The sequence below is a fragment of the Pukyongia salina genome, assembly GCF_002966125.1.
Lineage (GTDB): Bacteria > Bacteroidota > Bacteroidia > Flavobacteriales > Flavobacteriaceae > Pukyongia > Pukyongia salina.
Genome location: NZ_CP027062.1, coordinates 2,086,782 through 2,112,503, shown reverse-complemented (window position 1 = coordinate 2,112,503; position 25,722 = coordinate 2,086,782). Strand labels below are relative to the sequence as shown.

Sequence of the window (25,722 nt, the reverse complement as noted above, 5' to 3'; positions counted from 1 at the left end):
AGTGACCTTCGTTTAGAATATTTCGGGACTCCGAGGCTCCCGAAGGCTCGCTTCGATACGCATGCTATTGGACCCTGAGGCTCCCGAAGGATCGCTTCGATACGTATGCTATTGGACCCTGAGGCTCTCGAAGGGTCACATCTAACCACTAACTCCTAAAGTCTTCCATCGGTCTTTTCCCTCTTATAAAAGGCCTTTACATCGAAGATCACCGAAGGTGATGCCGAGTAACTGTCTATATCAAAATCATTAAAGGCTGTATGCGAAACGGTAAGTACGATGGCATCGTAGTTAGCTTGTAATTGTTCTTCTTTACTTTTTAAGCTAAGTCCAAATTCGTGTTTTACTTCTGAAGGATCTGCCCAGGGATCGTACACATCTACATTGAGATTGTATTTATTGAGTTCCTCGATCACGTCGATCACCTTAGAATTCCTGATGTCGGGACAATTCTCTTTAAAAGTAATCCCCAGTACAAGTACATTGCCGTTCTTCACCTTACAATCTTTTTTTATCATGAGCTTTACCACCTCACTGGCTACGTACTGTCCCATCCCGTCGTTCATTCTTCTTCCGGCCAGTATGATCTCCGGATTATAACCTTCTTCCATGGCTTTCTGTGCCAGATAATAAGGGTCTACTCCTATACAATGTCCTCCTACAAGTCCCGGGGTGAATTTTAAAAAATTCCATTTGGTTCCTGCAGCTTCCAATACATCCTGGGTGTCTATATCCAACAATCTGAAGATCTTGGAGAGTTCGTTCACAAAAGCTATGTTGATATCACGTTGGGAGTTCTCGATAACCTTGGCGGCTTCGGCTACCTTTATTGAAGGTGCCAGATGAGTACCTGCAGTGATCACCGAGGCATACAAGGAATCGATATAAGTGGCTGCCTCTGGTGTTGAACCGCTGGTTACTTTCAATATTTTAGTAACGGTATGTTCCTTATCACCCGGGTTGATCCTTTCGGGTGAATAGCCTGCGTAGAAATCTTTATTAAATGTGAGCCCCGACACTTCCTCAAGTATAGGAACACAAATATCTTCGGTCACTCCGGGATACACGGTAGATTCGTAAATAACCACATCTCCTTCTTTCAGTACTTTGGCAACGGTTTCACTGGCCTTTTGTAAAGGGGTGAGCACAGGCTGGTTATATTTATTGGTTGGTGTTGGAACAGTTACAATAAAGACCGAAGCCTCCTTAATGTCTTCTGGGTTCGCACTTACCATCAGCCCCGTATCCCCGCTAAGGGATAATACTTCGTTTAATTCGTCACTAGACACCTCGAGAGTATGATCTGTACCTTCGTTTAATTGGGCAATACGGTCCTGGTTAATATCGAAACCAATAATGGGATACTTTTTCGCAAATGCGACCGCCAGGGGCAAACCAACATAACCTAAACCAATGATCGCAATAGTAGGGTTTTCTTTCATTTTGAGTTTCATACTGAAGCCAGTAAATATTTAATATCCTTTATAAGGCTCCAGTTCTTTATATATTGTTTATTTATTTCCACTTTATCCGGCCAGATCACATTGTCGTTGTATTCCTGCGGATCTTCCTGTGCTAGCAACAGCTTGTCTTCATCCTTATATTTTATTGTAGCCGGCCCCGTAAGGCCCGGTCTAACGCTTAAAACTATACGATCTTCTCCGCTAAGCTCGTCTGCATAGCCGGGAACATCCGGCCTGGGACCCACCCAACTCATGCTGCCGGCAAGTATGTTCCAAATTTGAGGTAGCTCATCAAGCTTACGTTTCCGTAGCCAGGACCCTAATTGGGTGGCCTGCTGTTTTATCTCAATTATGGAATCATGTGCTTCGCCTTTAAGGGTACGGATCTTATATAATTTGAACAAGCGACCGTTCCTTCCAACCCTGTACTGTGAAAACAGACCATTTTGACCTGTATCCAGGCTAGCCAGGATAATTAGCAAAATTACAGGAATTAATACAAACGGTAACAACAAAACAGCCAGAGATAGATCAAAGACTCTTTTGATGATAATTTGATTTGGCGTGAGCATATATTGTTAACTGAGTAAATTCAGTAACCAGATCAGGACTTTTTCTTTTTTATTCTGAACATCCGTTTCACCCTTTCCAGGAAACCGGGCTTATTAACTCCCTCGTGATAGCCGTTACCATAGGTTCCGTAACCATATCCGTAACCATATCCGTAACCATAACCATAGCCGTAACCATAGCCGTACTTGGCTCGTTGTTCGTAAAAGTTCATTACAAAGCTGATATTGGATATCTCACCCGATTTGTATTTTTCGTTAATAAGATTGAACATTCCCCTCTTGGTATAATTTTGCCGTATCATATATAGAGTCGCATCGGCATAATTAACTAACTCCAGGGCATCGGCAACCAGACCTAATGGCGGTGAATCGAGGATGATATAATCGTAGGTCTCCTTCAAGAGAGTGATCATTTGTTCAAGGCGATCGCTCATTAGAAGTTCAGACGGATTGGGCGGTATTGGTCCGGAAGTGATAATATCCAGGTGCTCCAGTTCGGTTTTCTGAATCACCTCATTCATTTCAGAATCATTGATGAGATAATTCACCACCCCTATATTGTTATTGATATTAAAATCCCCAAAGATCTTTGGCTTTCTAAGGTCTAAACCTACGAGAATGGTTTTCTTCTCACTTAATGCAAAGACCGAAGCAATATTGATCGAACAAAAGGTTTTTCCTTCCCCACTAACCGAAGAAGTGATAAGGACAGTTTTGGCTCCTTCAATCCCACGCTTTTTGTATATAAACTGTAGGCTGGAACGCAACGACCTGAAACTTTCGGCGATAGCCGATTTTGGGTTGTCCAATACCACCAGGTTCGTCTCTGTATAACTCTTGCCAATTGCACCCAGGATTGGTATGCGGGTGAGCCGTTCAACATCTTTTATATTCTTTATTCTGGTATCCACAAGAGCGATCACCAGGACAAAGAGAAAGGGAATAAGCAATCCCATCATAGCCGCGATCATATAATTTAACCGGGTATTGGGACCTACTCTACCACCCCCTGTGTCCTTGGCAGGATCTATCATGAGCACATCGCTTACATTAGCGGCCTTTACCAGGCTGGCCTCGCTTCGTTTTGCCAGGAAAAGATTGTACGATCCCTGACTTAAATTATATCTCCGTTCTATGCGTAATAATTCCTGCTGTTCCTTGGGCAACTTCCTAATCTCACTTTCATAGCGACCAATATCCCTGTTGATAGATCTTAGTTGCTCTTGTTTAAGGCCTTTAGACGAGGTAATATTTTCAAGGAGAACTGCCTTCACAGCATCTATCTGCCGGTCTATATCCGAAAATACCGGCGCTCCATCTTTGTAGGAGTATTGTAATTTATTACGGCGTTCTGCCAGCGAGATGATGCGGCCCACACCTTCAGCTATACTGGGCTCCGAAATCCCTGCGACAGATGGTGCCGGCACATCCCTGTAGTCGTTTCTGCTTACAAGGTAATCCTCCAGGATATTGTAATAGCTTATTTCCCTGTTGATCGCTTCCTTTTGAAGATCAAGGCTGGTAAGGCGTTCATTGATCTGGTTACCTTCAATGGCCAGATCGAAGATGGCATTCTGGTCCTTAAATTTATTTAATTCTTCTTCTACGTCTTTTAGTTCCTCTGCTTTATCCCTGAGGCTTTCATCGATAAATTCGATGGTTTTGGTAGCAAACAGGTTCTTTCTATCCAGCATATCATCACTCAACACCTCAACCGAGGTATTGAGATAATCTACCAATTTGGCTTTGTTTGGGCCATTTAATGTCATTCGGATAATTGAAGAACCCTTAGTTTCAGGATTAACGACAATATTTACGTAACGCCGCACAGAATTGTCGAAATCTGAGAAACTAAAATAGTACACGCTACCAGGCCTAACCTTTACTTTTCTGTTGGGTATAAATGTCCCATTGAAGAAGGGTAATTCGATAGGGACACCCATTTTAAATTCTCGGCTAAATTCTTCCTTGTCTATAAACAGCCTACTCTTCTCTTTTTTCTCGTTATAAGTTTGGAGCATATGGTCTCTACCACCAAAGCTCGTGGAAATCACAAAGGTGGAGGTATCCTTAAAAACCACCTTCATCTGTTTATTGAGGATCTGCGGTTTTTCCTTATTAACTTCAATTAAAAAGGGAGTTCTGCCATACGCATCGATCTGCTGATATTTCCCATCTACCTTATAATTGAGATAGTACTGTAAGCGTTCCACAACTTGTTCGTTATGAGATCTGGACCGAAGGGTGATGATGGCTGTATTTACCTTATCTGTGGTTCCTCCCCAGTTAAAGGTTAAACTTGTATTAGTGGTGAAAAATGGGTTCTGGTCATCCTTGATAGATACCAGGTTTTCCATTTGATAGATAGGTACTTTCCGTACATTGATATAGTAGGCGATCCCAAATGCTATCGCGAGCGAGATAATAAACAAAGGCCAGTAACTCAATAATTTAAAGATAAAACCTTTAAAGTCGAAGGTGGTTTGAACTTCCTTTATTTCGAATTCTTCACTCATATCAGAGACGTGTAAACAAGAGTATGGTTGTAGCAGCCGCTGTTACCACAGTTAGTATGGTCCTAAAGGTATCCAGGCCGGTAATTCCCGTACCGATAGACTTCTCCGGTAATGGATTAATAAGTATAAGATCGTTAGGCTGCACATAGTAATAAGGTGAATTCATCGCATCGATCTTGGTGAGGTCTATATGATGCACTTTCTGGCCCAAGGGATACTGTCTAATAATTATTACATCGGTCTTGTCTCCCGTAACAGGTATATCTCCACTATTGGCAATCGCTTCCATAATACTCACCTGGTCCCTGTAGATGATCTTAGAGCCCGGACTGCTTATCTCCCCACTAATAGTATACCTTATCCCGGCGATCTTTACCGTAACGAAGATGTTGGCTTCTGCCTTGAAATAGTCCCTGAGCAATCGTTTTTCGATCTCCTCGCGTACCTCCTCGACCGTATACCCCAAAACATTTACCTCTCCCAACGTGGGAATACGTATGTTTCCATGCGGGTCTACTACAAAGCCATCGTAGTATAGACGTTCTTCACCCGTAGCGTTTAAATTGGCATCACCAATTGGATTAAAGATCCCCACAGTTTCCTGGTCCAGCGCCTTTACCCGTATACTTAACAGATCGTTTATCTGCAACCTGTACGGTTCTTGTTTTTTACGTAGTGCGATGATGCTGTCGGCCTTTATATCACCTTCCTGAAGATAGGTAAGTTGTTTGGTGGAAACACAGGAAGAAAAGAGTACTGCTACAAATAGAAATAGTAAGAGGTACTTCGATTTCATGGACAGTCGGGGTTGTTTGAAGACAAATATAACGTAAGCAGGCTAATAATAAAATATATTTTGGAGTAACTGGGTAATTTCTGTTTAATTTGCAAAAAATTGAAACGTGAACTTCCTTTCGGTCGAAAATATAGCAAAATCGTATGGTGAGCGGGTTTTATTTACCGATATTTCCTTCGGAATCAATGCCGGCCAGAAGATAGGTTTTGTAGCGAAGAACGGTACCGGAAAAACATCCCTTCTCGATATCTTATCGGGGAAGGATACTCCGAATTCCGGCACGGTAACCTACCGTAAAAACCTTCGTACCGCATTCCTTTCACAGGAACCCGATCTCAACCCCGGGCTTACCGTGGAAGAGACCATATTCTCTTCAGATAATCCTATCCTGAAGATCATCGCTGCCTACGAAAAAGCACTGCAGAATCCTCACGACACCGAAGCCTATCAGAAGGCCTTCGACGATATGGATGCTTTTAACGCCTGGGATTTTGAAACCCTCTACAAACAGCTTCTCTTTAAATTTAAGCTGGAAGATCTCAATAAAAAGGTGAAAACCCTAAGCGGTGGCCAAAAGAAACGGCTTGCCTTAACCAATGCCCTGCTTACCCAGCCCGAGCTCCTTATTATGGACGAGCCTACCAACCATCTGGACCTGGAAATGATAGAATGGCTGGAAAGTTTTTTCGCTAGGGAGAACATTACCTTGTTCATGGTTACCCACGACCGCTATTTCCTGGAACGGGTATGTAATGAGATCGTAGAACTGGACGAAGGGAAACTGTACAGCTACAAGGGAAACTACAGTTACTTCCTGGAGAAAAGACAGGCCCGTATTGAAAACGAAGCTACAGAAACCGCGAAAGCCAAGCAGCTTTACAAAAAGGAATTGGACTGGATGCGCAGGCAGCCCAAAGCCCGTACCACCAAAAGTAAATCCCGTATAGACGATTTTCACGAGATCAAGTCGCAAGCATATAAACGACGCAGTGAACACGAGGTGCAGCTAGAGTTGAACATGGAACGGCTTGGCACCAAGGTGGTGGAGATCCACGGGATCTCCAAGGCATTCGAGGAGAAGCAACTCTTTACAAAATTCAGCTATAATTTCCTGAGGGGGGAACGCCTGGGAATTATTGGAAAGAACGGGACCGGAAAATCCACCTTCCTCAATATAATCACCGGGAGCCTGAAACCAGACAGCGGAAAAGTGGTTATAGGCGAAACAGTAAAGTTTGGCTATTACACCCAGCGCGGCATCACCATTAAGGAAGGCCAGAAGGTGATCGACGTGATTCGTGAGTTTGGAGACTATATCCCCCTGAAAAAAGGCAGGCAGATCTCTGCTCAGCAATTACTGGAACGCTTTCTGTTCGACCGGAAAAAACAGTACGATTTTGTTGAGAAATTAAGCGGTGGGGAACGTAAAAGACTGTACTTGTGTACCGTCCTAATTCAAAATCCCAATTTCCTCATCCTCGATGAACCTACCAACGATTTGGATATAGTTACCCTCAATGTTCTGGAGAATTTCCTGATGGACTTTCCGGGCTGCGTGGTGGTGGTTTCTCACGATCGCTATTTTATGGACAAGATCGTAGACCATTTGTTCGTGTTTTCGGAAGGGGGATCCATAGATGATTTCCCGGGGAATTATTCAGATTACCGCAGCTATACCGATAGTGCCGCCCGGAATGAAGAATCTTCACAGGAACCGATTCAGAAGAAAAAGAACAGCTGGAAGGACGACAGCAACAAAGTAAAACTAAGTTATAACGAACAGAAGGAATTTCAGAAACTGGAAAAAGAGATCGTTAAACTTGAAAGCGAGCGGGAAACGCTTCAGAATAAATTTGCCACCGAAGGCTGGGATGGTGAAGAAATAGACAAACAATCCCGAATACTGCAGCAACTCACAGATAGCATCGAGGAGAAAACCGAACGCTGGTTCGAACTATCTGCAAAAATGGAAGCTTAAATTTCCTTATGATCTACCCATTTACATCCTATCTAAAATTTCTCACTGGAGCCTCAAACCAGCACGGGGTTCATTCGCCTTTTGTGTATAATCTCCTCACCCAATGTTTTTACGACCGGTCTTATTACCCCGCCTACGATGCTCTTTCAGCACATAGAAAGGCACTGCTAGCAGATGATAGTACGATCTCGGTGACCGATCTGGGCGCAGGATCCAGGGTGTTCAAATCCGAGGTGAGAAAAATTTCGGCTATAGCCAGGCATGCCGGAATGAGTATTAAAAGACAAAAACTGCTGTACAGGTTAACCCGTTTTCACCAACCTAACAGTATACTCGAACTTGGGACATCCCTTGGGTTATCCACCTTTGCAATGGCATTAGGTCACGAGCAATCCACGATCACCACGCTGGAAGGGTGCCCGGCCACAGCGAACAAGGCAAAGGAATATTTTAACCAATTTGGTGTGAATAATATTGAAATGCTCAACACCGATTTCGATACTTATCTTTCTGGCTGTAACGAATCTTTCGATCTTATTTATGTGGACGGAAATCACACCGAAAAAGATACGCTTCGTTATTTTGAATTACTTCTGAAATGCATTCACTATAACAGCATCGTGATCCTGGATGATATCCACTGGAGCCGCGAAATGAATGCTGCCTGGAAGAAGATCATCGCTAATAAACAGGTTACGGTAAGTATAGACACTTTTCAATGGGGGTTGATCTTTTTCAGAAAAGAACAGAAAAAACAAGATTTTAGGATTCGCGTGTAACAACAGGGCTGAGGCTGCGTCATATGCTAAAAACTACTATCTTGCAGAACTTAAAAACCGCCTGCGATCACTATGGACTATGTAATTAAAATTAGGGGAATTCGAAGAGATTTTCCTCTGGGACAGGAAGTTGTAAAAGTTCTTATGGGAATCGATCTCGATATCGAACGCGGTGAATACGTGGCTTTGATGGGCCCTTCCGGTTCGGGAAAATCTACCCTTATGAATATCCTGGGTTGCCTGGACACTCCTACAGCGGGTACCTACGAACTCAATGGGAAGGATGTAAGTAATATGACGGATGATGAGCTGGCGGAAATTAGGAATACCGAAATAGGTTTTGTTTTTCAAACCTTTAATTTACTTCCGCGAACAACGGCTCTGGAAAATGTGGCCCTGCCGATGATCTATGCCGGTGCGAGTAAGAGTCAGCGAAAGCTGCGTGCCGAGGAGGTCCTTAGCGATGTAGGCCTGGCAGATCGAATGGACCATAAACCCAACCAACTTTCCGGAGGACAGAGACAACGGGTAGCCGTTGGAAGAGCCCTGGTAAACAAGCCTTCCATTATTCTGGCAGATGAACCAACCGGTAACCTGGATTCTAAGACTTCGGATGAGATCATGAACCTTTTCGACGAGATCCACCGTAACGGAAATACGGTGATCATCGTAACACACGAAGAAGATATCGCAGCACATGCCCATCGAATTATCAGGCTGAGAGACGGAATGGTAGAGAGCGATACCCGGATTAAATAAGTATCTTTGCTGCATGGAAACCCTGCAGGATACCCTGAAAAAGAACGAAAAACAAAAGGAGTTCTACAATAAGAAAAAGAAGTCCTTACCCTCCCGGATCTGGTCGTTCGTACGGGAAAAATCCTTGAAAAATATTAGAAAAGAACTCGGTATACTCGAGCAATCCTATGCGTTGCACCAGCAATGGATGGGAGATCTTTCCAATAAAAGGGTGCTGGACCTTGGGTGCTATTCGGGGAATAGCCTGTCGCGCTATATGGCAACAAATTGCAAAACCTATGTTGGTCTAGACCTTAGTGATGTGGCGATAGCGAAGCTAAATGAGAAACTTAAGGATATACCTCATGCCAGGGCGATCGCGGCCGATTTCTTCTCGGAGGATTTTACAGAATCTAACTTCGACCTTATTTATGCCTATGGGGTGTTGCATCATTTTAAGAATGTGGATAATCTTATCCTGAGACTGGATGAAAAACTAGCTCCGGGTGGTGAGATCATTAGTTACGATCCCTTGCAAACCAGTTATCCAATTTGGTTTATCAGGATGCTGTATCGTCCATTTCAGAGCGATGCAGCCTGGGAGTGGCCTTTCAGTAGAAAAACATACCGAAAATTTGAATCGAATTTCGAGCTGTTAGAGAGACGCGGGGTATTAGGGAAATCCAAATGGTATTTCTTGTACGCCATGCTACCGTTTTCGAAAGAGAAAAAACTACGTTGGGGAAAAGCTGCACATCGTTACGATTGGGAACGCTCTGCGGTTAGCAACTCTCACCTCTATTCTTGTATGCAACTAAATCTACATCTGCGGAAGAAATAAGGATATTTCCTCGGTTACATGCGGCTTTGGTCTTTTCAAATTTCAGTATCTTTATGCTATGAATTCAGATTTGCTCACGAATCCATATGTTATAATTATCGGGCTTATGTTCCTGGTAATACTGGTGTATGTATGGAGCAGGAAGAATGTATCGACGAATCGCAAAAGACAGCAGCGAAGTTTCAGAGATGCCTATTACGAAAAGAAAAAGGAACGGGAACAACATAATAAGACCGATCAATGAAAATATACACCAGAACAGGTGACAAAGGTACAACAGCCTTATTTGGAGGAACCAGGGTAGAGAAGCATCATATCAGGATAGAGAGTTATGGTACTGTAGACGAATTAAATTCGTATTTGGGTCTTATTCGCGACCAACAGATCGACGCACATTATAAGCAAATGCTAATTGGTATTCAGGAAAAATTATTTACTGTGGGCGCTATCCTTGCCACAGATCCGGCCAAAGCTACCCTTAAAAGCGGAAAAGAACGATTAAACATCCCAAAAATAAACGAAGCCGATATCAACTTGCTGGAAACAGAAATGGACAGCATGAATGACGCACTGCCACCAATGACGCACTTTGTTCTTCCCGGTGGGCACACCACCGTGTCATATTGTCACATAGCGCGCTGTGTTTGCCGTCGCGCCGAGCGTTTGGCTACCTTTTTAAATGCCAAAGAACCCATTGATGAGGCGGTTTTAAGGTATTTGAACAGACTATCCGATTATCTTTTTGTACTGGCACGGAAGTTGTCTAATGACCTTCAGGCAGAAGAAATTAAATGGATTCCTGAGAAACTGTAAATTCCTTTTGTAAACTTATTTTAAGTTGCTGTTTTTCAGTTACTTATACACGTTCTTTAAAATACAGCTGAAATAATTCATTTTTTTCTTGACTTTTTGAAACAAAAAATTATTTTTGCAAAATATTAAACACTATTACGTACTATGTACTGGACATTAGAATTAGCATCATATTTGAGTGATGCGCCCTGGCCGGCGACTAAAGACGAGTTGATCGATTACGCGATCAGAACCGGAGCTCCGCTTGAAGTAGTTGAAAATTTACAAGCGATCGAAGATGAAGGAGACTCATACGATTCTATCGAGGAGATCTGGCCAGACTATCCTACAGATGAAGATTATCTGTGGAATGAAGATGAATATTAATTCACGTTGCATTGCAACATAAAAATAATTTAAAAAGTCTCGTTTACGAGGCTTTTTTTGTGCCCGACAAACTGGAAATAAAAAGCGTTCAAGCTTTTGGCAGACTGGTTTTTTTACAGTTTTTTTGTATGCCTTAACCTTCAAGTGTCGTTGAGCCGAAATAACATATAAATCATGGGATTGCTAGATAGCGTATTAAAAGTTTTTGTTGGAGATAAATCCAAAAAGGATATCGGTGAGATCCAACCCATTGTAGACCAGATCAAAGCCTTCGAACCCGAGATATCCAAACTTACAATAGATGAACTAAGGGGAAAATCGGACGAATTCAGAAAACGGATCAGGGAAGATCAGGCAGAGATCAATGCCGAAATCGAAAAACTTCAGAAGGAAGCCGAAGAAATGGAAGATATCGACAAAAAGGAAGATATCTATAACCAGATCGACTCTCTGAAAAACGATCGATACGAGATCGAGAAAAAAACCCTGGACGACATCCTGCCCGAAGCTTTTGCCGTGATCAAAGAAACAGCACAGCGATTTAAGGACAATGAAACTTTAACTGTAAACGCTACCCCCTTCGATCGCGAACTTTCCGGATCCAAGGACTATGTATCCCTGGACGGGGAAAAAGCTATTTGGAAGAATTCATGGGACGCCGCTGGAAAGGAAGTTACCTGGGACATGGTACATTACGATGTTCAGCTAGTAGGTGGTGTAGCTCTGCATCAGGGAAAGGTTGCCGAAATGCAGACCGGTGAAGGTAAAACGCTGGTAGCAACATTACCAGTTTACCTCAACGCCCTGGCCGGGAACGGAGTACATCTTGTAACGGTGAACGATTACCTTGCCAAACGTGACTCGGCCTGGATGGCACCCATCTTCGAGTTTCATGGTTTAACAGTAGACTGTATAGATTACCATCAGCCCAATTCGGAAGACAGAAGAAAAGCTTATAATGCCGATATCACCTACGGAACCAATAACGAGTTTGGTTTCGACTATCTGCGTGATAATATGGCGCACGCCCCGGGAGATCTTGTTCAGCGGCCGCATCACTACGCAATTGTGGATGAGGTAGACTCGGTTTTGATCGATGATGCGAGAACCCCCTTGATCATTTCCGGTCCTGTTCCTAAAGGCGATATTCACGAATTCAACGAACTGAAACCCAAGATCGCACAACTGGTGGAGATCCAGAGAAAATATCTTACCGGAGTATTGGCCGAAGCCAAAAAACTCATTAAGGAAGGGGACACCAAGGAAGGCGGATTTCAACTTCTTCGCGTACATCGTGGTTTGCCAAAAAACAAAGCCCTTATTAAATTTCTTTCGGAAGAAGGGGTGAAACAGATCCTTCAGAAGACAGAGAATTTCTACATGCAGGACAACAACCGGGAGATGCCTAAAGTAGATGCCGAGTTGTATTTTGTGATCGAAGAAAAAACCAATCAGATCGATCTTACCGATAAAGGTGTGGACTTCCTTTCTGGGGAGGACGATCCGGAATTCTTTGTAATGCCGGAAATTGGTACCGAGATCGCCAAGATCGAAGAGAAAGGGTTGAGCCCTGAGGAAGAAGCAGAGCTGAAGGAAGATCTGTTCCGTGATTTTGCCGTGAAAAGCGAACGTATTCACACCATGAACCAGTTGCTGAAAGCCTACACTATCTTCGAAAAGGATACTCAGTATGTGGTGATAGACAATAAGGTAATGATCGTAGACGAATCCACGGGTAGGATAATGGAAGGCCGTCGCTATAGTGACGGACTCCACCAGGCGATCGAGGCCAAGGAAAATGTAACGGTTGAAGCAGCCACTCAGACCTTTGCAACCATTACGCTACAGAATTATTTCAGGATGTACCGCAAACTTGCAGGTATGACGGGTACAGCGGTAACCGAAGCCGGAGAATTATGGGAGATCTATAAGCTCGATGTGGTGGAAATTCCTACCAACAGGCCAATCGCCCGTAAGGATATGGAAGATAAGATCTATAAGACTAAACGTGAAAAATACAACGCTGTAATTGAAGAGGTGACCGAATTGAGTCAGGCAGGAAGGCCTGTACTTATTGGTACCACCTCGGTTGAGATCTCCGAATTATTAAGCCGTATGCTCAGCATTAGGAATATCCCTCATAATGTACTGAACGCGAAATTGCATAAGAAGGAGGCAGATATTGTAGCTGAAGCCGGTAAAGCCGGAATGGTTACAATAGCGACCAATATGGCGGGACGTGGTACCGATATAAAACTGAGTGATGAGGTGAAGGCAGCCGGTGGTTTGGCGATTGTAGGTACCGAAAGGCACGATTCGCGACGTGTGGACAGACAGTTACGTGGTCGTTCCGGCCGACAAGGAGACCCAGGAAGCTCGCAATTCTATGTATCCCTGGAAGATAATCTAATGCGACTTTTTGGTAGTGAGCGAATTGCCAAGATGATGGACCGTATGGGACTGAAAGAAGGGGAAGTGATCCAGCACAGTATGATCTCTAAATCTATCGAGCGTGCCCAGAAAAAAGTAGAGGAAAATAACTTCGGAATAAGAAAACGCCTGCTCGAATATGATGATGTGATGAACGCTCAGCGAGAGGTTGTTTACAAACGACGTTATCACGCCTTATTTGGCGAACGACTTCGGGTGGATATCGCCAATATGATCTACGATACGTCCGAGATCATAGCCGAAACCAACAAAGCAGCCCAGGATTACAAGAATTTCGAGTTTGAATTGATTCGTTATTTCTCGATGAGCTCGCCGGTTTCAGCAAAAGAATTTGAGAATAAAAGTGCGCAGGAGATTGCCGGTATTATCTATAAGGCTGCCTACTCGCACTACCAGGATAAGATGACCAGAAACGCCGATATGGCCTTCCCGGTGATCAAGAATGTATACGAAAACCATAAAGACCAGTATAAGCGTATCCTTGTGCCGTTTACCGATGGGGTTAAAACCCTTAATGTTGCGACCGACCTTGAGAAGGCTTACGAATCGGGCGGGAAGCAACTGGTTCAGGATTTCGAGAAAAATATCACTTTGGCCATTATCGATGATGCCTGGAAAACACATCTTCGTAAAATGGATGAGTTAAAACAATCGGTGCAGCTGGCAGTTCACGAACAAAAAGATCCGTTGCTTATATACAAGTTTGAAGCTTTCGAGCTCTTTAAGGCTATGATAGAGAAAGTGAACAAAGATGTGATATCCTTCCTTTTCAAAGGGGAATTACCACAGGAGAACCAGCAACAGATCCAGGAAGCCCGGGAGGTAAAACGTAAAGAAAAGCTTAGTGAGCAGAAAGACGAGATCCCTAATATGGACGAACGGGCAGCACAGTCCAGAGCAGCAGGAAATACTCAACCTAAACCACAAATTACCGAAACGATTGTTCGCGAACGACCAAAAATTGGCCGTAACGAGCGGGTTACTATTAAAAATGTGATGAGTGGTGAGAACAAGACCGTTAAATACAAACAAGCCATCCCTTTAATTGATAAAGGCGAATGGGTGCTGGTGGACGAATAAACAAATCCATTAAGTATTAAAAAAACCCGGGTAGTTCAACCCGGGTTTTTTTATTATCACAGGATATGGAAAATAATAATGTTAATGAAATTCGGTATATTTATTTATTCACCACCAAAAAAAATTGATCTAATGAAAAATTATTCCTCACTCAGGGTGAAAATGCTTGGTCTTTTCACACTAATCGCCATATTCAGTATTCATAACGTCAACGCCCAGCTATTCCTTCTTGGTGGCGGATTTAATGCTACTGATACAAATTCAGACGGAACCGTCGTTGTTGGTGATAATGGATCTGAACATTTTGTGTGGACCGAATCCGGTGGGATTACCCTCATTGGTGGGGTTGGACCTTCAGGATTTGGTGGCCAGACTTCGGTGAATGGCGCCGGGACTGTGGTTGCCGGAACGCGTGTTAATCCTGGTAATAATTTAGGGGAACTTAGCTCTTATAACCTGGGAACCCAAACCTGGACCTCACATGGGTCTCTAGGTTCATCTTCTGGAAACTCGGCTAGTTCGGCATGGGGATTCTCGGCAGATGGGTCTACAATCGTAGGCCTGGGATGGATAAGTGCCGGAAATGCACATGCCATCAAGTGGACCAGTGGAGGTGGTATCGAGGATCTTGGAAGTACAGTTGCGGGTAGAAGTACACGAGCGAATAAAGCCAATAACGATGGCTCGATAATAGGTGGATGGCAGGATTCATCAAGTGGTTTCCGTCAGGGTGCCATTTGGATAAACGGGGTACAAACCTTAATTACACATCCTAATGGCGATAGCGCTACAGAGGTAGGTGCAATGTCCAGAGATGGAGTTTGGATGGGTGGTGGTCAGGGATTCGGAAATAATTTTCAGGCATGGAAATGGAGTATGAACACCGGCATCATAGATATAGGACCTGCTCCCACTGCAGGATGGAGAGGGGCGATTAGCGGACTCTCTGAAGATGGATCGATCGCCGTAGGGTTTTACAGGCCCTTCCCTGCCCCAGCTGTATTTGGACGAGGAATTATTCATACCGATGCCACAGGTATGCTGGATCTCACAGACCTTGCTATATCTCTTGGAATTGATGTACAGGGAGCTATATTAGCCTTGCCGCTCGACATCTCGGATGATGGAAGTACGATAGTGGGACTAACAGACTCGGGTTCCGGATTCGTACTAAGATTACCGGATGTACCTATTAATAACACCTGTTCTACAGCTATTCCCGTATCGTGTAATTCTATAGTTTTCGGATCTACAACGACGGCTACAGACAATGGAGGTAATTCGTCTCCCGATGTTTTTTACAGTTATACAGGAAATGGTCAGTTATCAACTATAACAGTTTCCTTATGTGGTTCGGGTACGAATTTCGATACAGTTCTTCGATCTTTTACCGATTGCGCGTTCAATAATGAAATAACGAACGATGATTTCTGCGGCACACAATCTGAATTGGAATTTCCCAGCTATGATCTGGAAACAACTTACATCCTTGTTGAGGGAGCCGGAACTGCTTCGGGGGACTTCGAATTAGAAATAACTTGTGAACCTGTGCTCGGTCAGGAGGATAGAATATTTGCCAATTTGAATTTATTCCCAAATCCGGTGGATGATCGATTTGTGATCAGCAACAACGAGCTGATCTCTGAAGTGATCATTTACAATTTCACAGGACAGGAGATCATGAGATTGTCGCCTAATGCAACTGCAGTAGATATTAGCACTTCCACCTTGGCTCGCGGGATGTATTTCGCATCCGTGCAGGTAGCCAACCAGTCCAGAACATTGAAATTTGTAAAATAATCACCTGTATTACAGAAGTTTAACATTTTTTCACGTTAAAATCGGTATATTTTTTGTGGCATTTCTGAATAAAAAACTCTTATGAAAAATGCTATCCTACTCCTGCTTGCTGCGCTTATTTTTTCATGCAGCGCTACTGATGAAAGTATTACCTCCGAAGAGGTTGATCTTGCTGTAGATCATTATAAAACTACCTCAGCCTACAACGGAACCGCATTTGTGATCTATGAAAATGGTAGTCTGGGTGATGAAAATGCCAGGGTATACGGACAGATAGATAATTTTAATTTTGAACCCGGATATACCTATTCTCTAAGGGCAACCAAAACAACCACAGAAAATGCAGGTACCAATACTAAAACAATACGTTATAAAGCAACTTCTATGGATTCGCGGCAGGCGGTGCGTCCGGACGCCGAGTTCAGGATCCCGATGATCAAATTCATTAATGGTCGTGGTATGGCAACTTTTATCAGGCGGCAGGCCGACTCTACGTTTATCTTAGGAAATGAAATTCCTTTTAAGTGTAATTATTTCTGTCCGGATCTGGACAGGGCAATCGAACAGAAAAATGAAGTTACAGGAATTTTTAAGCACGGACCCGACGGCAGCTATCTTCTTATGTCTCTTCTGGACTAGAAGTTGCTAATATTTAGCTTCTACGTATTTCTTCAGCAATGGAATTTGTAGGAAAAACAAGGCTAAAAATATAGTTCCGTACATAAATACCTTCGAAATTTTAAATTCGGGTAACATTTGGCCAAGACTTTTCCATGGCAGATCGAATGGAAGACCATTGAGTTCTACCGGTATTGTGAAATATAACAAAGTAGGTAATATGAAGATAATACTTAATAAAACCCATCCCTTTTTAGAGATCAATGGTTGATACTGAATTCGTTCGGAAGCACGTTGCTCGATTTGCTCCATTAACTTCATATTGAAATTGGAACCGAGCTTTTCGGTACCTGCTTCAGAAATAAGTTTCTTTAAGATTCGATCTTCCTTTTTAAATTGCTCTTCCATTGCTATTTGTCATTTCGGGCAGTACAAATTGTTTCAGCAAAGTAAACAATTTTTTTCTGCTTCTGTGTAATTTCACTTTAATATTATCTTCTGTTAGCCCTGTGATAGCGGCTATCTCGCGTACCGATAGTTCCTCAAAATAGTAAAATGTAACTATCGCAGCATCCTGGTCTGCCAATGCAGCTATACATTTATTTATAACTTCCCGGCGCTGCTGCTGTTCGATGAGGTCCAGAGCATTCTCAATTTTCTGTACTTGTTTTTCGGTTATGTCTTCAACCAGCTCCACAGATTTTATCCTGTTGTTCTTTCGTACCTGATCGAGTGCTTTCCTATAGGCAATACTATACAGCCAGGTTGAGAATTTCGCCTCGCCTCTAAAACTACTCAGGGATTCGAAAGCCTTAAGGAATGTATCCTGGGCGACTTCTTCTGCTTCCTCCCTGCTCTTCACCACACGGAAGATCACAGTAAACACCAGGTCTCTGTATCTGGTGATCAATTCGGAAAAAGCGTTGGTGTCACCCTTTAGCGTCCTTCGAATGTAATAGTGGTCAGCGCGTTGCATCATTAGGTGTAAGACGAAGGGAACCTTAGTTAGGTTACATCGAATTCAGAATAATAATTTACAAAATAAATGTAACCGGCTTGTCAACATCGCCGTCTTAGATGGAAACGAACAATTTTAAAATCTTAAACACTCAATATTATGGGATCAGAAGTAATTTTAGTGCCAATCATGTTCGGAGTTCTCTTCGGAATCTTCTATTTATACATTTCCGCTAGAAATAAGGAACGCCTGGCACTCATCGAAAAAGGTGCGGATGCGTCTATTTTTTATAGTAGTACTCGCAGAGCGACGCCTATGTGGAAAGTAATTATTATCAATCTGGCTTTTCTGCTTATGGGTATTGGTCTGGGGACCTTGATTGCCGAAGGATTCGTGCAGGGATTTGGAATGGACGAGGAAGTTGCCTTTCCGGGAGTTATCTTCTTTATGGCTGGTCTTGGTTTATTCACCGGATATTATGTCACTAAAAAACTAAACAAAGACGCTTAACTAAAGTTGGTTATTAGTTAGCCAAACCGTTCTATAGCAAATGTTATGGAACGGTTTTTTATTGCAATTTTATATTGCTGTAGGCCGCATTTATTGTAAAGGATTTATTCGACCTCGAGTTCTGGTTGTAACCGCTTATGAGCACGAGCCCATTTTGCTTCCTGCTATCCAGCGCCATGGATTTTGGATACAGCAAGGTGGATCGTTTTCCATTGAAATCGAACGTAAATGATGTATTAGGAATGGATATAAAGGCATCTGTATTATCAAGGTCGAGGCGTATTGTATTAAATCCATCGTCAACTGCATTTATTCTGATATCGCCAAAAGACCCGCTTAAAATGGCCACATCCGAAACATAATTAATATCCACATTACTCGAATTAGATTCCAGGTCGATACGCTTTACCTTATTGATCCGGCATTCGTCTATATATTTTACAAGCAGATTTCCGTTGTTCCATAAGTTAACTGTTACAGGTGCATAAGCAGCATTGATGAGGGTGTTCCCCCCATCAATACTGTTAGCTGTAAATGGCGAATAGTTCAATGTCGCTCTTACATTGTAGGCATCGGCCATTTTTATTTCACCGTGTCTTACATTTATCTCGGTTTTCGATCCTTTTGGCATTTTAATTCGGATAGTCTTGATCGCTTTCACCTTTTTATATTCTCCCTTCTTATCACCCTGGATAATTATGGTCTTATTTCCATAGGGATCGGTCATGATCTGTTGACTATAATTTCCACCCTGCTCTTCAAAATGTTTGGCCCATTCTTCCATTTCTTTACCGAAGTCTTCTCCCCATTTCTCCATGTCCTTACCAAACTTTTCACCAAACTCCTCACCCCATTTCTCCATGTCTTTACCAAATTTTTCACCGAATTCCTCGCCCCATTTCTCCATCTTCTCTTCGAAATCGGCCCCAAACTTCTCTCCAAATTGTTTACCGAAATTCTCTCCCCACTCTTCCATCACCTTCTCTACATTGGCAGACCAATCGTCCACTTCCACCAACCAATCGTCTACCTGTCGAACGGTGACTTTTGAATTGTGTTTCTTGTTCAATTTATCTACATAGGCCTGCTTGTTCTTCTTGTATTCGCCTCTGTCGAACGTAGTGCCTTTACCATGTTGCACGTTGTAGTGATTATATTCGCTTCCGTCTTTGAAATTAGGGCGCTCCCCACTAAAAGGCCATTTTGGGAATTCATCCAACTCGGGTGTTTCTACATCGAAATTGAAATTATCGTTGAAATTGAAATCAAAATCGGGCATGACAAACTTTGGCATATCCTTTAGCATATCCATATTCTCCAACGCTTTAAGAGCCTCCAGGCCGTGTAGTCCTTTAAAACCACTAAGATGATCCATTCCCATCCAACCGCCGCCGGTATTAGAGGTGATCCTCACTTGTTTACTACTTCCCAACACTTCATAATCCCAATTATCCAGGATCTCTTGTTTTTCCTTCTGGGTAAGATCGTCTCCGTCCACCGAGGCTGTTACTTCCACCTCGTTTTTATTCCATGTTTCGAATATAACATTTGTGTAAGACGTATTTACAGATACCACCACGTCTTCATTCACGTTAAAACGCTCTGTCTCTTTCACTTGTGCTACAAGAGTTGTACTGCCTAATAACAGAGCGACTGCGATTAAAACTTTATATTGTATAGTTCTCATTGTTTTGTTTTTTAAGTTCTTCCAATTTGTTTTTTAGTTTGAACAGCAGTTCCAAACGCAATTGCAAATTATCAACCAAAGCAGTGATGGTTGCCTCATTGGGCCCTACTTCGTTTAATTCTTTATTCAGTACTTTATATTCGGTGTGGAGTTCGTTTAACCGTTTCATATAACTGTCCACCAGTTCCTTATTATCGTCATTTACCTTCAACGAAGCCAATTGCACATTTATCCCGGTTGTGTAATAAGATTCCACCTTTTTCAAATCCGGCGATAGGTCTCCTAAAGTGATCACAGATTCCGGAATAGTTTCCGTATTTGTGTTTTCTACAGTGGTGAGACCATCCTCCGCACCTTTGTCATTGATGGAGAAATAGGCAAATGAACCAACGGCGAGAAAGGCCACTATCACGGCTGCTATTTTCAACCAATAGATCATAGGTCGTTCCGGCTTAGACAACTGAGCGTCTAATCGGGCTTCAAAACGCTTTTCATGCCCTTCCGATAACTTTGGCGTCCCGGGTTTGTAATCCCGCATCATCTTTCTAATATCCTGTCCCATATTCCAAGTGTTTAAGTGTTTGTTTCAATTTTAATTTGCCGCGATGCAGGTTTGTTCGGGAGGCACTCTCTGTAATTCCCAGGATCTCCGAGATCTCCTGATGATCGTAGCCTTCCATAAGAAAGAGTTTTACCACTACCCGGTAATTCTCAGGTAGCGAGTCGATGGCATGATAAACTTCGTCCATTGTGACCTGTTCACCTATATCCCAATCGCCTTCTCCTTCTGCAATATGTAATACCCCGTCGTCCAGGGATTGAACCTCCATCTTTCTCGCCTTGATAATATCCAGGCATTTATTGATGACGATCCTTTTCAACCAGGCTCCAAAGGTGACGTCCCCTTTGAACTGATCGAGTTTTTGAAACGCTTTAATAAACGCTTCCTGCAATGCGTCTTCGGCAGCAGCTCCGTCCTTTAAATATCTGCTCGCGACGATGAACATGCCATCGCAATACTTTCGATACAACTCTAATTGAGCTTTCCGATCGTTTTGTTTGCATTTCTCTATAAGGAACGAGTCTGCCACGAATGATGGTTTTTTGGTTGCTGTTCGGTTAAAAGACGACACAATAGTATCTGTGTTGCAAGGAATCTTAAATTTATAAAAATGTTATAACTTCACTTCGTGAGCAAGTCTGGTAAAAATACAGGTGCATTGCATGAAATGGAGGGGATCACACCTCCTTCTTCGCTTAGCGATAAGGTAGCGAATAAGGTAAAGGAACGCCGAAAAAAAACACTTTCTAACGAAGAACTTCTCAAAGGCCTCCTATCTGGTGATAAAAGTGCACTTAGCCGGGCCATTACCCTGGTAGAAAGCACCAAAACCACTCATCGAAAACAGGCGGCTCAATTGCTGGAATCCTGCCTTCCACACGCCAACAATTCCTTACGGATTGGGATTACGGGTGTACCGGGTGTAGGTAAAAGCACCTTCATAGAAAGTTTCGGGAAGCTATACACCGGGCAGGGACACAATGTTGCTGTACTCGCTGTAGACCCCAGCAGCCGGCTAAGCAGGGGTAGTATCCTGGGCGATAAAACGCGAATGGAAGAACTTGTGAAGGATAAAAACGCATTTATCCGGCCGTCAGCCAGTGGGACCTCCCTGGGCGGAGTTGCGCGAAAAACGCGTGAAGCTATTATCCTGTGCGAAGCTGCGGGCTATAACATTATCATTATTGAAACAGTAGGTGTTGGTCAAAGCGAGACGGTGGTACATTCAATGACAGACTTCTTCTTATTGTTGAAACTTGCCGGTGCCGGTGATGAACTGCAAGGGATAAAACGCGGCATTATGGAAATGGCCGATGCCATTGTGATCAATAAGGCAGATGGTGAGAACGTTAAAGCCGCCAAACTTGCTAAAACCGAGTTTAACCGTGCTCTACATCTGTTTCCTGAAAAAGAAAGCGGCTGGTCGCCAAAGACACTCACATGTTCCGCTCTGCAGAATGAGGGTATACATGAGATTGGGGAGCTTATTGAGCGCTATGTAGAAAAAACCAAGGCAAACGGATTTTTCCAAAGGCGAAGAAACGAACAAAATGAGTTTTGGCTTTTACAAACCATAGAAAATGCCCTGAAGAACGAGTTCTATGAAGATCCCAGGATTAAAGCTGAGTTAAAGAAGCAACTAGAAGCCCTTGGGGATAATAAAACAACCCCTTTCGAGGCGGCGAACTACCTGTTGGGTTTATATAAAAAGCACCAATAATTTTCTTCACCTACCTTTCTGCTCCAATAACCTCTTTTTTTTCAGAATCTTCAGCACCAGATAGAACATAGAACTGATAATTGCAGCATAAAACCAGAAGTCGTAGGTGATTATAAAGTGTTTGCTAACCTTGATGTCACTAATCACACTGAATAGCCAGAATAGCAGAAAGACAGCCGCCAGGCCGTTCTTCTCCTGCTTCAGCACCTTTTTTAAGCAAAACCCATACTTCGCTTTTGTATATTTTCTGAACCTTGGTATAAATGCCGGCACCTTACTGGCCCACTGCAGATAGCGTTCCCCAAACTCATTCCGAAGAAAATTCTCTTCAGCAAACATAATGCGTTCATAATACACATAGTAAAAGAAAATAAAGGCGATTATAAACCAAAAGTTTTCGGTTAGCATGGCCACGCCCAGCCACATAAAGAAGTTACCCAGGTAAAGCGGGTGTCGCACCAGAGAATAAATTCCGGTGGTATTTAATTCATCGGCTATTTGACCTTCTGTGGTATTCCGGCCCGACGTTAAACCAGGCGTATGCCCTACAGTGGTCACTCTAATTGCAAGTCCGATCAAACACACACCCAGGCATGCAAACTTATAGGGCTCGAATACGCAAGCTTTTAAAATTTCCTTCGAAAAATCCTTGGTGGTAATAAATACCATAAGACCTACCGCCAAAAACAAAAGTGGCAGATAACTGCGATTCCTGAAAAGGAAATCCCCCTGCTTCTTAAATTCTTCCCTTAAGGGCATATGTTTTAGGAGTTTAAAATTCTACCGAATACTATTAATCATCGTCCTCATTATCATCATCCTCTGTTTCGTTCATGCTAAGCGTATTTCCATCTTCACTAATGGCCACCTCCAAAGATTCATCTCCGTATGTAAGGTCGATCTCGTAATAACTATTGGTTTCGTTCTCAACTAAGGCTATTTCCTCGATCTTATGATCTGGATAATTAGCTTTCAGTTTTTCTAAGACAATATGGGGCAGGTCTACCTCTTTTACATATCGCTCTGTTTCCAGCCAGGAGCCTTTATTATCGAAGGAGGCAGTATATTCGATATCGCCTAACTCAAACTCGGCTTCCCACTCATTGTCCTCTTCTTTCTCCCATTCTATTTCCTCGGCATCCGGAAATTTTGAAATAAATGACTGTTTAACCGCTTCGGGTACATCGGTATCCTTATCAGTACAGCTGTAAAACCCAAAGATCAAAATCGTCAATGCGATACGCAGAGTAGTTTTCATATATAGTGGTTTTTTCAGTAAATTTTTAATCGAAAGTCATCCCGATAATCCCGAATGGAATAATACAAAGGGGAATAGACAAATTAATTAATCTCGCACCTAAACCCTTCATTATGATATAAATATATATCTATAAAGGGGTTTTATATCACTTAAATAACATCAATTAGTCCAGTATGAAGATTCTGAACTAATTACCCTTGTTCAAACTTGGTTTTTTTATATTCTGAAGGCGTTAATCCCTGGTGTTTCTTGAAGATGGAATAGAAGCTCGACTTGGAGTTAAACCCAACTTCCGAAGCAATTCCCATTAGTGTAAAATGTTCATATTGTTCTTCACCCAGACATGCGATAAAGGCATTAACACGATACCCGTTCACAAAATCCTGAAAACTCGTACGAAGGTGAACATTTAGAATTTCCGAAATGTATTGTTTAGGGATCTCGAGTTCTTGCGACAATGATGTTAACGATAGTTTAGGATTACAGAAGATCCTTTGCGTATCCATACTCTCCAGGATCCTTTGCTTATACTCTTCAATAAGGTTGCGGTTAAGTCCGGAGCTTTGATATCGACTTGTTTCGTGAGGTAAAAGCACATCTCCGGGAGCTATCACTAGTTTCATACTAACCACATAAAATAGAGCTGCCACCGTGATCATGACAAACGAATTAAAATTGGCATCGTTGAACATTGCGATCTCGTTCAATGAGAACCAATTTAAAATATCGTTTAAGATAGAGGTGCTGGTCAACAATACGAGAGGAAAGATAAACATGAGTAACCACCTTTGCTTTCCGGAGAACAGAAGTATCCTTAGCGTAAATATCAAATACGCAAGAAAAGTGAGTTCGATGCCCAATTCTAATAGTTCCACCACCCTGTTCTCGGCTGGCATTAGGAATATTTCGAAGATCTCGAAGCCGAGATAAAGTAGATTCGGAATAAAATATAACAAGTCCCATCTACTAAATCGTTCCCGTTTAGAAACATAATATTTTACAAACAGAAAGAGAAAGGTTATAAATAATGAGGTATCAAAAAAGAACCAGTCCACATCTTTCGAGATTAGGTTATTCTGGTCGTCTCCAATTAAAAACAATAGTATTGAGGCGATGCTACACAACAGTAAAACGAGGGTGGGTTTTTTATAAGACTCACGCTTAGAGAATAATACAAGGATCAGGAAAATTCCCTGTATCAAGGCAACGATCTGTAAGATAGCTATCATATGAGGATAGCTTTATAACGAAGAAATTCCCTGGCTTATTATTTAAAGTTTTCCTTGAACCAGGCCACTTGTTCCCTGAGGCCATCTTCCAGGCTGGTTCCGGGATCGTATTGTAACAACTTACGGGCCTTATAGATATTCGCTTTGGTACGGGATTGATCGCCCGGCCTGGCAGGTTTGTGGTCTATCTTTATTTTTTTCTGAAGGATCTTCTCTACAGTTGCAATCCCGGTGGCAGTGGAATTCTCCTCTTCCGTCCCAAGATTGAATATCTCACCGTTGGTAACTTCCTCCCGGCCAATCACACTTACAATTCCGTCGACAATATCCTGAACGTATGTAAAACTGCGTAAATGTCTTTCACTACCATCGTACAACGGAAAAGCCTTGTCGTTCAATCCGCAGTCGATAAGTCGGGTGTAAAGCTTGTCCGGTCGTTCTCTGGGACCATAAACCGAATACAAACGCAAGCTAGTACTCTGCAAGAGTCCACGCCTGCTATAGGCCAACACGAGTTGTTCGGCAGCCAGTTTCGTCACCCCATACCAGGAGGCAGGCATTGGCGCCTCTACTTCGGTCATGGTAGCTTGTAATCCGTAGATCGAAGAGGTGGCAATATTCACAAAAAAAGGCTTGTCGTCTAATCGTTCGATCGCATCCAGTAGGCGTTGGGTAGCGATAAAATTGTTGCTGATATAGTCGTTAAAGGTAGACGATACGGCTATCCCAGGCTGGGCTGCAAAATGGAATATATAGTCTATTTGGTCTTCAAAAAGTGAGCTAAGGTCATCAATGCACAGATCGATCTTTTTTATTTCTATTCCTTTTTCTGAAAGGGTCCTGGCATTTAACTCTTTCAGTTTTACATCGTAATAATCGGAGAAATTATCAACGCCCAGAACCTCATGGCCCATATCGGAAAGCCTTTCCGAAGTATGAGATCCAATAAATCCAGCTGCTCCCGTTACTAATATTCGCATAGAA

25 protein-coding genes are annotated in these 25,722 nt (G+C 42.7%); 12 read left to right on the top strand and 13 right to left on the bottom strand.

All coding sequences use genetic code 11. The features are described from left to right. Positions 1 to 155: 155 nt before the first annotated feature. From C5O00_RS09610 to C5O00_RS09595, 4 genes are read right to left on the bottom strand one after another with little or no spacing between them, the layout of a single operon-like run. The gene (locus C5O00_RS09610; protein WP_244592969.1) at positions 156 to 1,454 is read right to left on the bottom strand and encodes a nucleotide sugar dehydrogenase; all 1,299 of its coding nucleotides are present in this window, start codon (positions 1,452 to 1,454) and stop codon (positions 156 to 158) included. After that, the gene (locus tag C5O00_RS09605) at positions 1,451 to 2,035 is read right to left on the bottom strand and encodes a sugar transferase (protein ID WP_105216653.1); all 585 of its coding nucleotides are present in this window, start codon (positions 2,033 to 2,035) and stop codon (positions 1,451 to 1,453) included. The genes C5O00_RS09610 and C5O00_RS09605 overlap by 4 nt, the downstream gene beginning before the upstream one ends. Before the next feature lie 32 nt (positions 2,036 to 2,067). Next, positions 2,068 to 4,551, bottom strand: a complete 2,484-nt coding sequence (locus C5O00_RS09600; protein WP_105216652.1) for a GumC family protein — start codon at positions 4,549 to 4,551, stop codon at positions 2,068 to 2,070. A gap of 1 nt (position 4,552) precedes the next feature. Further along, positions 4,553 to 5,347 carry a polysaccharide biosynthesis/export family protein gene (locus C5O00_RS09595; protein ID WP_105216651.1) on the bottom strand — a complete coding sequence of 265 codons (795 nt, stop codon included), beginning with the start codon at positions 5,345 to 5,347 and terminating at the stop codon, positions 4,553 to 4,555. Positions 5,348 to 5,453: 106 nt separating this feature from the next. Between C5O00_RS09595 and C5O00_RS09590 the strand changes: the two genes are divergently transcribed. From C5O00_RS09590 to C5O00_RS09545, 10 genes are all read left to right on the top strand, one after another. Continuing rightward, a complete protein-coding gene (locus C5O00_RS09590) occupies positions 5,454 to 7,325 on the top strand; it encodes an ABC-F family ATP-binding cassette domain-containing protein (RefSeq protein ID WP_105216650.1) in 1,872 nt (623 codons plus the stop codon). A gap of 8 nt (positions 7,326 to 7,333) precedes the next feature. Then, on the top strand, positions 7,334 to 8,104 hold the full coding sequence (locus C5O00_RS09585; protein ID WP_105216649.1) for an O-methyltransferase: 771 nt from the start codon (positions 7,334 to 7,336) through the stop codon (positions 8,102 to 8,104). A 72-nt stretch (positions 8,105 to 8,176) separates the two neighbouring features. Further along, positions 8,177 to 8,863 (top strand): ABC transporter ATP-binding protein, encoded by a 687-nt coding sequence (locus C5O00_RS09580; RefSeq protein WP_105216648.1) that lies wholly within the window; start codon positions 8,177 to 8,179, stop codon positions 8,861 to 8,863. Between the two features lie 13 nt (positions 8,864 to 8,876). Continuing rightward, entirely contained in the window at positions 8,877 to 9,683 is an 807-nt protein-coding gene (locus C5O00_RS09575) for a class I SAM-dependent methyltransferase (protein ID WP_105216647.1), read from the top strand. A gap of 58 nt (positions 9,684 to 9,741) precedes the next feature. Then, complete coding sequence (locus tag C5O00_RS09570) at positions 9,742 to 9,927, top strand: hypothetical protein (protein WP_105216646.1); 186 nt, start codon at positions 9,742 to 9,744, stop codon at positions 9,925 to 9,927. Then, complete coding sequence (locus tag C5O00_RS09565; RefSeq protein ID WP_105216645.1) at positions 9,924 to 10,496, top strand: cob(I)yrinic acid a,c-diamide adenosyltransferase; 573 nt, start codon at positions 9,924 to 9,926, stop codon at positions 10,494 to 10,496. The genes C5O00_RS09570 and C5O00_RS09565 overlap by 4 nt, the downstream gene beginning before the upstream one ends. A 144-nt stretch (positions 10,497 to 10,640) precedes the next feature. After that, complete coding sequence (locus C5O00_RS09560) at positions 10,641 to 10,862, top strand: DUF2795 domain-containing protein (RefSeq protein WP_008272287.1); 222 nt, start codon at positions 10,641 to 10,643, stop codon at positions 10,860 to 10,862. A 174-nt stretch (positions 10,863 to 11,036) separates the two neighbouring features. After that, on the top strand, positions 11,037 to 14,393 hold the full coding sequence (gene secA / locus C5O00_RS09555; protein ID WP_105216644.1) for a preprotein translocase subunit SecA: 3,357 nt from the start codon (positions 11,037 to 11,039) through the stop codon (positions 14,391 to 14,393). A 132-nt stretch (positions 14,394 to 14,525) separates the two neighbouring features. Further along, on the top strand, positions 14,526 to 16,193 hold the full coding sequence (locus C5O00_RS09550; RefSeq protein ID WP_158676818.1) for a T9SS type A sorting domain-containing protein: 1,668 nt from the start codon (positions 14,526 to 14,528) through the stop codon (positions 16,191 to 16,193). Between the two features lie 81 nt (positions 16,194 to 16,274). Beyond that, on the top strand, positions 16,275 to 16,832 hold the full coding sequence (locus C5O00_RS09545; protein WP_105216642.1) for a DUF4377 domain-containing protein: 558 nt from the start codon (positions 16,275 to 16,277) through the stop codon (positions 16,830 to 16,832). A 6-nt stretch (positions 16,833 to 16,838) separates the two neighbouring features. On the opposite strand, the gene C5O00_RS09540 is transcribed toward C5O00_RS09545, so the two are convergent. Both C5O00_RS09540 and C5O00_RS09535 read right to left on the bottom strand, forming a co-directional pair. Then, on the bottom strand, positions 16,839 to 17,219 hold the full coding sequence (locus C5O00_RS09540) for a hypothetical protein (protein ID WP_105216641.1): 381 nt from the start codon (positions 17,217 to 17,219) through the stop codon (positions 16,839 to 16,841). Further along, positions 17,203 to 17,790 (bottom strand): RNA polymerase sigma factor, encoded by a 588-nt coding sequence (locus tag C5O00_RS09535; protein ID WP_105216640.1) that lies wholly within the window; start codon positions 17,788 to 17,790, stop codon positions 17,203 to 17,205. Before C5O00_RS09535 ends, C5O00_RS09540 begins: the two co-directional genes overlap by 17 nt. Before the next feature lie 138 nt (positions 17,791 to 17,928). On the opposite strand from C5O00_RS09535, the gene C5O00_RS09530 reads away from it, so the two are divergent. Beyond that, positions 17,929 to 18,279 carry a DUF6249 domain-containing protein gene (locus C5O00_RS09530; protein WP_105216639.1) on the top strand — a complete coding sequence of 117 codons (351 nt, stop codon included), beginning with the start codon at positions 17,929 to 17,931 and terminating at the stop codon, positions 18,277 to 18,279. A 58-nt stretch (positions 18,280 to 18,337) separates the two neighbouring features. Here C5O00_RS09530 and C5O00_RS09525 read toward each other — a convergent pair whose 3' ends face one another. Genes C5O00_RS09525 through C5O00_RS09515 form a run of 3 tightly spaced genes read right to left on the bottom strand, consistent with a single transcriptional unit; the run spans position 18,338 to position 21,057 of the window. Then, on the bottom strand, positions 18,338 to 19,966 hold the full coding sequence (locus C5O00_RS09525) for a YggN family protein (RefSeq protein WP_105216638.1): 1,629 nt from the start codon (positions 19,964 to 19,966) through the stop codon (positions 18,338 to 18,340). Then, on the bottom strand, positions 19,947 to 20,528 hold the full coding sequence (locus C5O00_RS09520; protein ID WP_105216637.1) for a hypothetical protein: 582 nt from the start codon (positions 20,526 to 20,528) through the stop codon (positions 19,947 to 19,949). Before C5O00_RS09520 ends, C5O00_RS09525 begins: the two co-directional genes overlap by 20 nt. Next, the gene (locus C5O00_RS09515) at positions 20,512 to 21,057 is read right to left on the bottom strand and encodes an RNA polymerase sigma factor (RefSeq protein WP_105217630.1); all 546 of its coding nucleotides are present in this window, start codon (positions 21,055 to 21,057) and stop codon (positions 20,512 to 20,514) included. The genes C5O00_RS09520 and C5O00_RS09515 overlap by 17 nt, the downstream gene beginning before the upstream one ends. Positions 21,058 to 21,156: 99 nt before the next feature. On the opposite strand from C5O00_RS09515, the gene meaB reads away from it, so the two are divergent. Then, positions 21,157 to 22,248 (top strand): methylmalonyl Co-A mutase-associated GTPase MeaB, encoded by a 1,092-nt coding sequence (gene meaB / locus C5O00_RS09510; RefSeq protein ID WP_244592968.1) that lies wholly within the window; start codon positions 21,157 to 21,159, stop codon positions 22,246 to 22,248. 6 nt (positions 22,249 to 22,254) lie between these two features. Here meaB and C5O00_RS09505 read toward each other — a convergent pair whose 3' ends face one another. From C5O00_RS09505 to C5O00_RS09490, 4 genes are all read right to left on the bottom strand, one after another. After that, entirely contained in the window at positions 22,255 to 23,007 is a 753-nt protein-coding gene (locus tag C5O00_RS09505) for a methyltransferase family protein (RefSeq protein ID WP_105216635.1), read from the bottom strand. Between the two features lie 34 nt (positions 23,008 to 23,041). Then, positions 23,042 to 23,506 (bottom strand): PepSY-like domain-containing protein, encoded by a 465-nt coding sequence (locus C5O00_RS09500; protein WP_105216634.1) that lies wholly within the window; start codon positions 23,504 to 23,506, stop codon positions 23,042 to 23,044. Positions 23,507 to 23,700: 194 nt separating this feature from the next. Beyond that, positions 23,701 to 24,738, bottom strand: a complete 1,038-nt coding sequence (locus C5O00_RS09495) for a helix-turn-helix domain-containing protein (RefSeq protein WP_105216633.1) — start codon at positions 24,736 to 24,738, stop codon at positions 23,701 to 23,703. A gap of 38 nt (positions 24,739 to 24,776) precedes the next feature. Continuing rightward, on the bottom strand, positions 24,777 to 25,718 hold the full coding sequence (locus C5O00_RS09490) for an NAD-dependent epimerase/dehydratase family protein (RefSeq protein WP_105216632.1): 942 nt from the start codon (positions 25,716 to 25,718) through the stop codon (positions 24,777 to 24,779). Positions 25,719 to 25,722 lie beyond the last annotated feature (4 nt).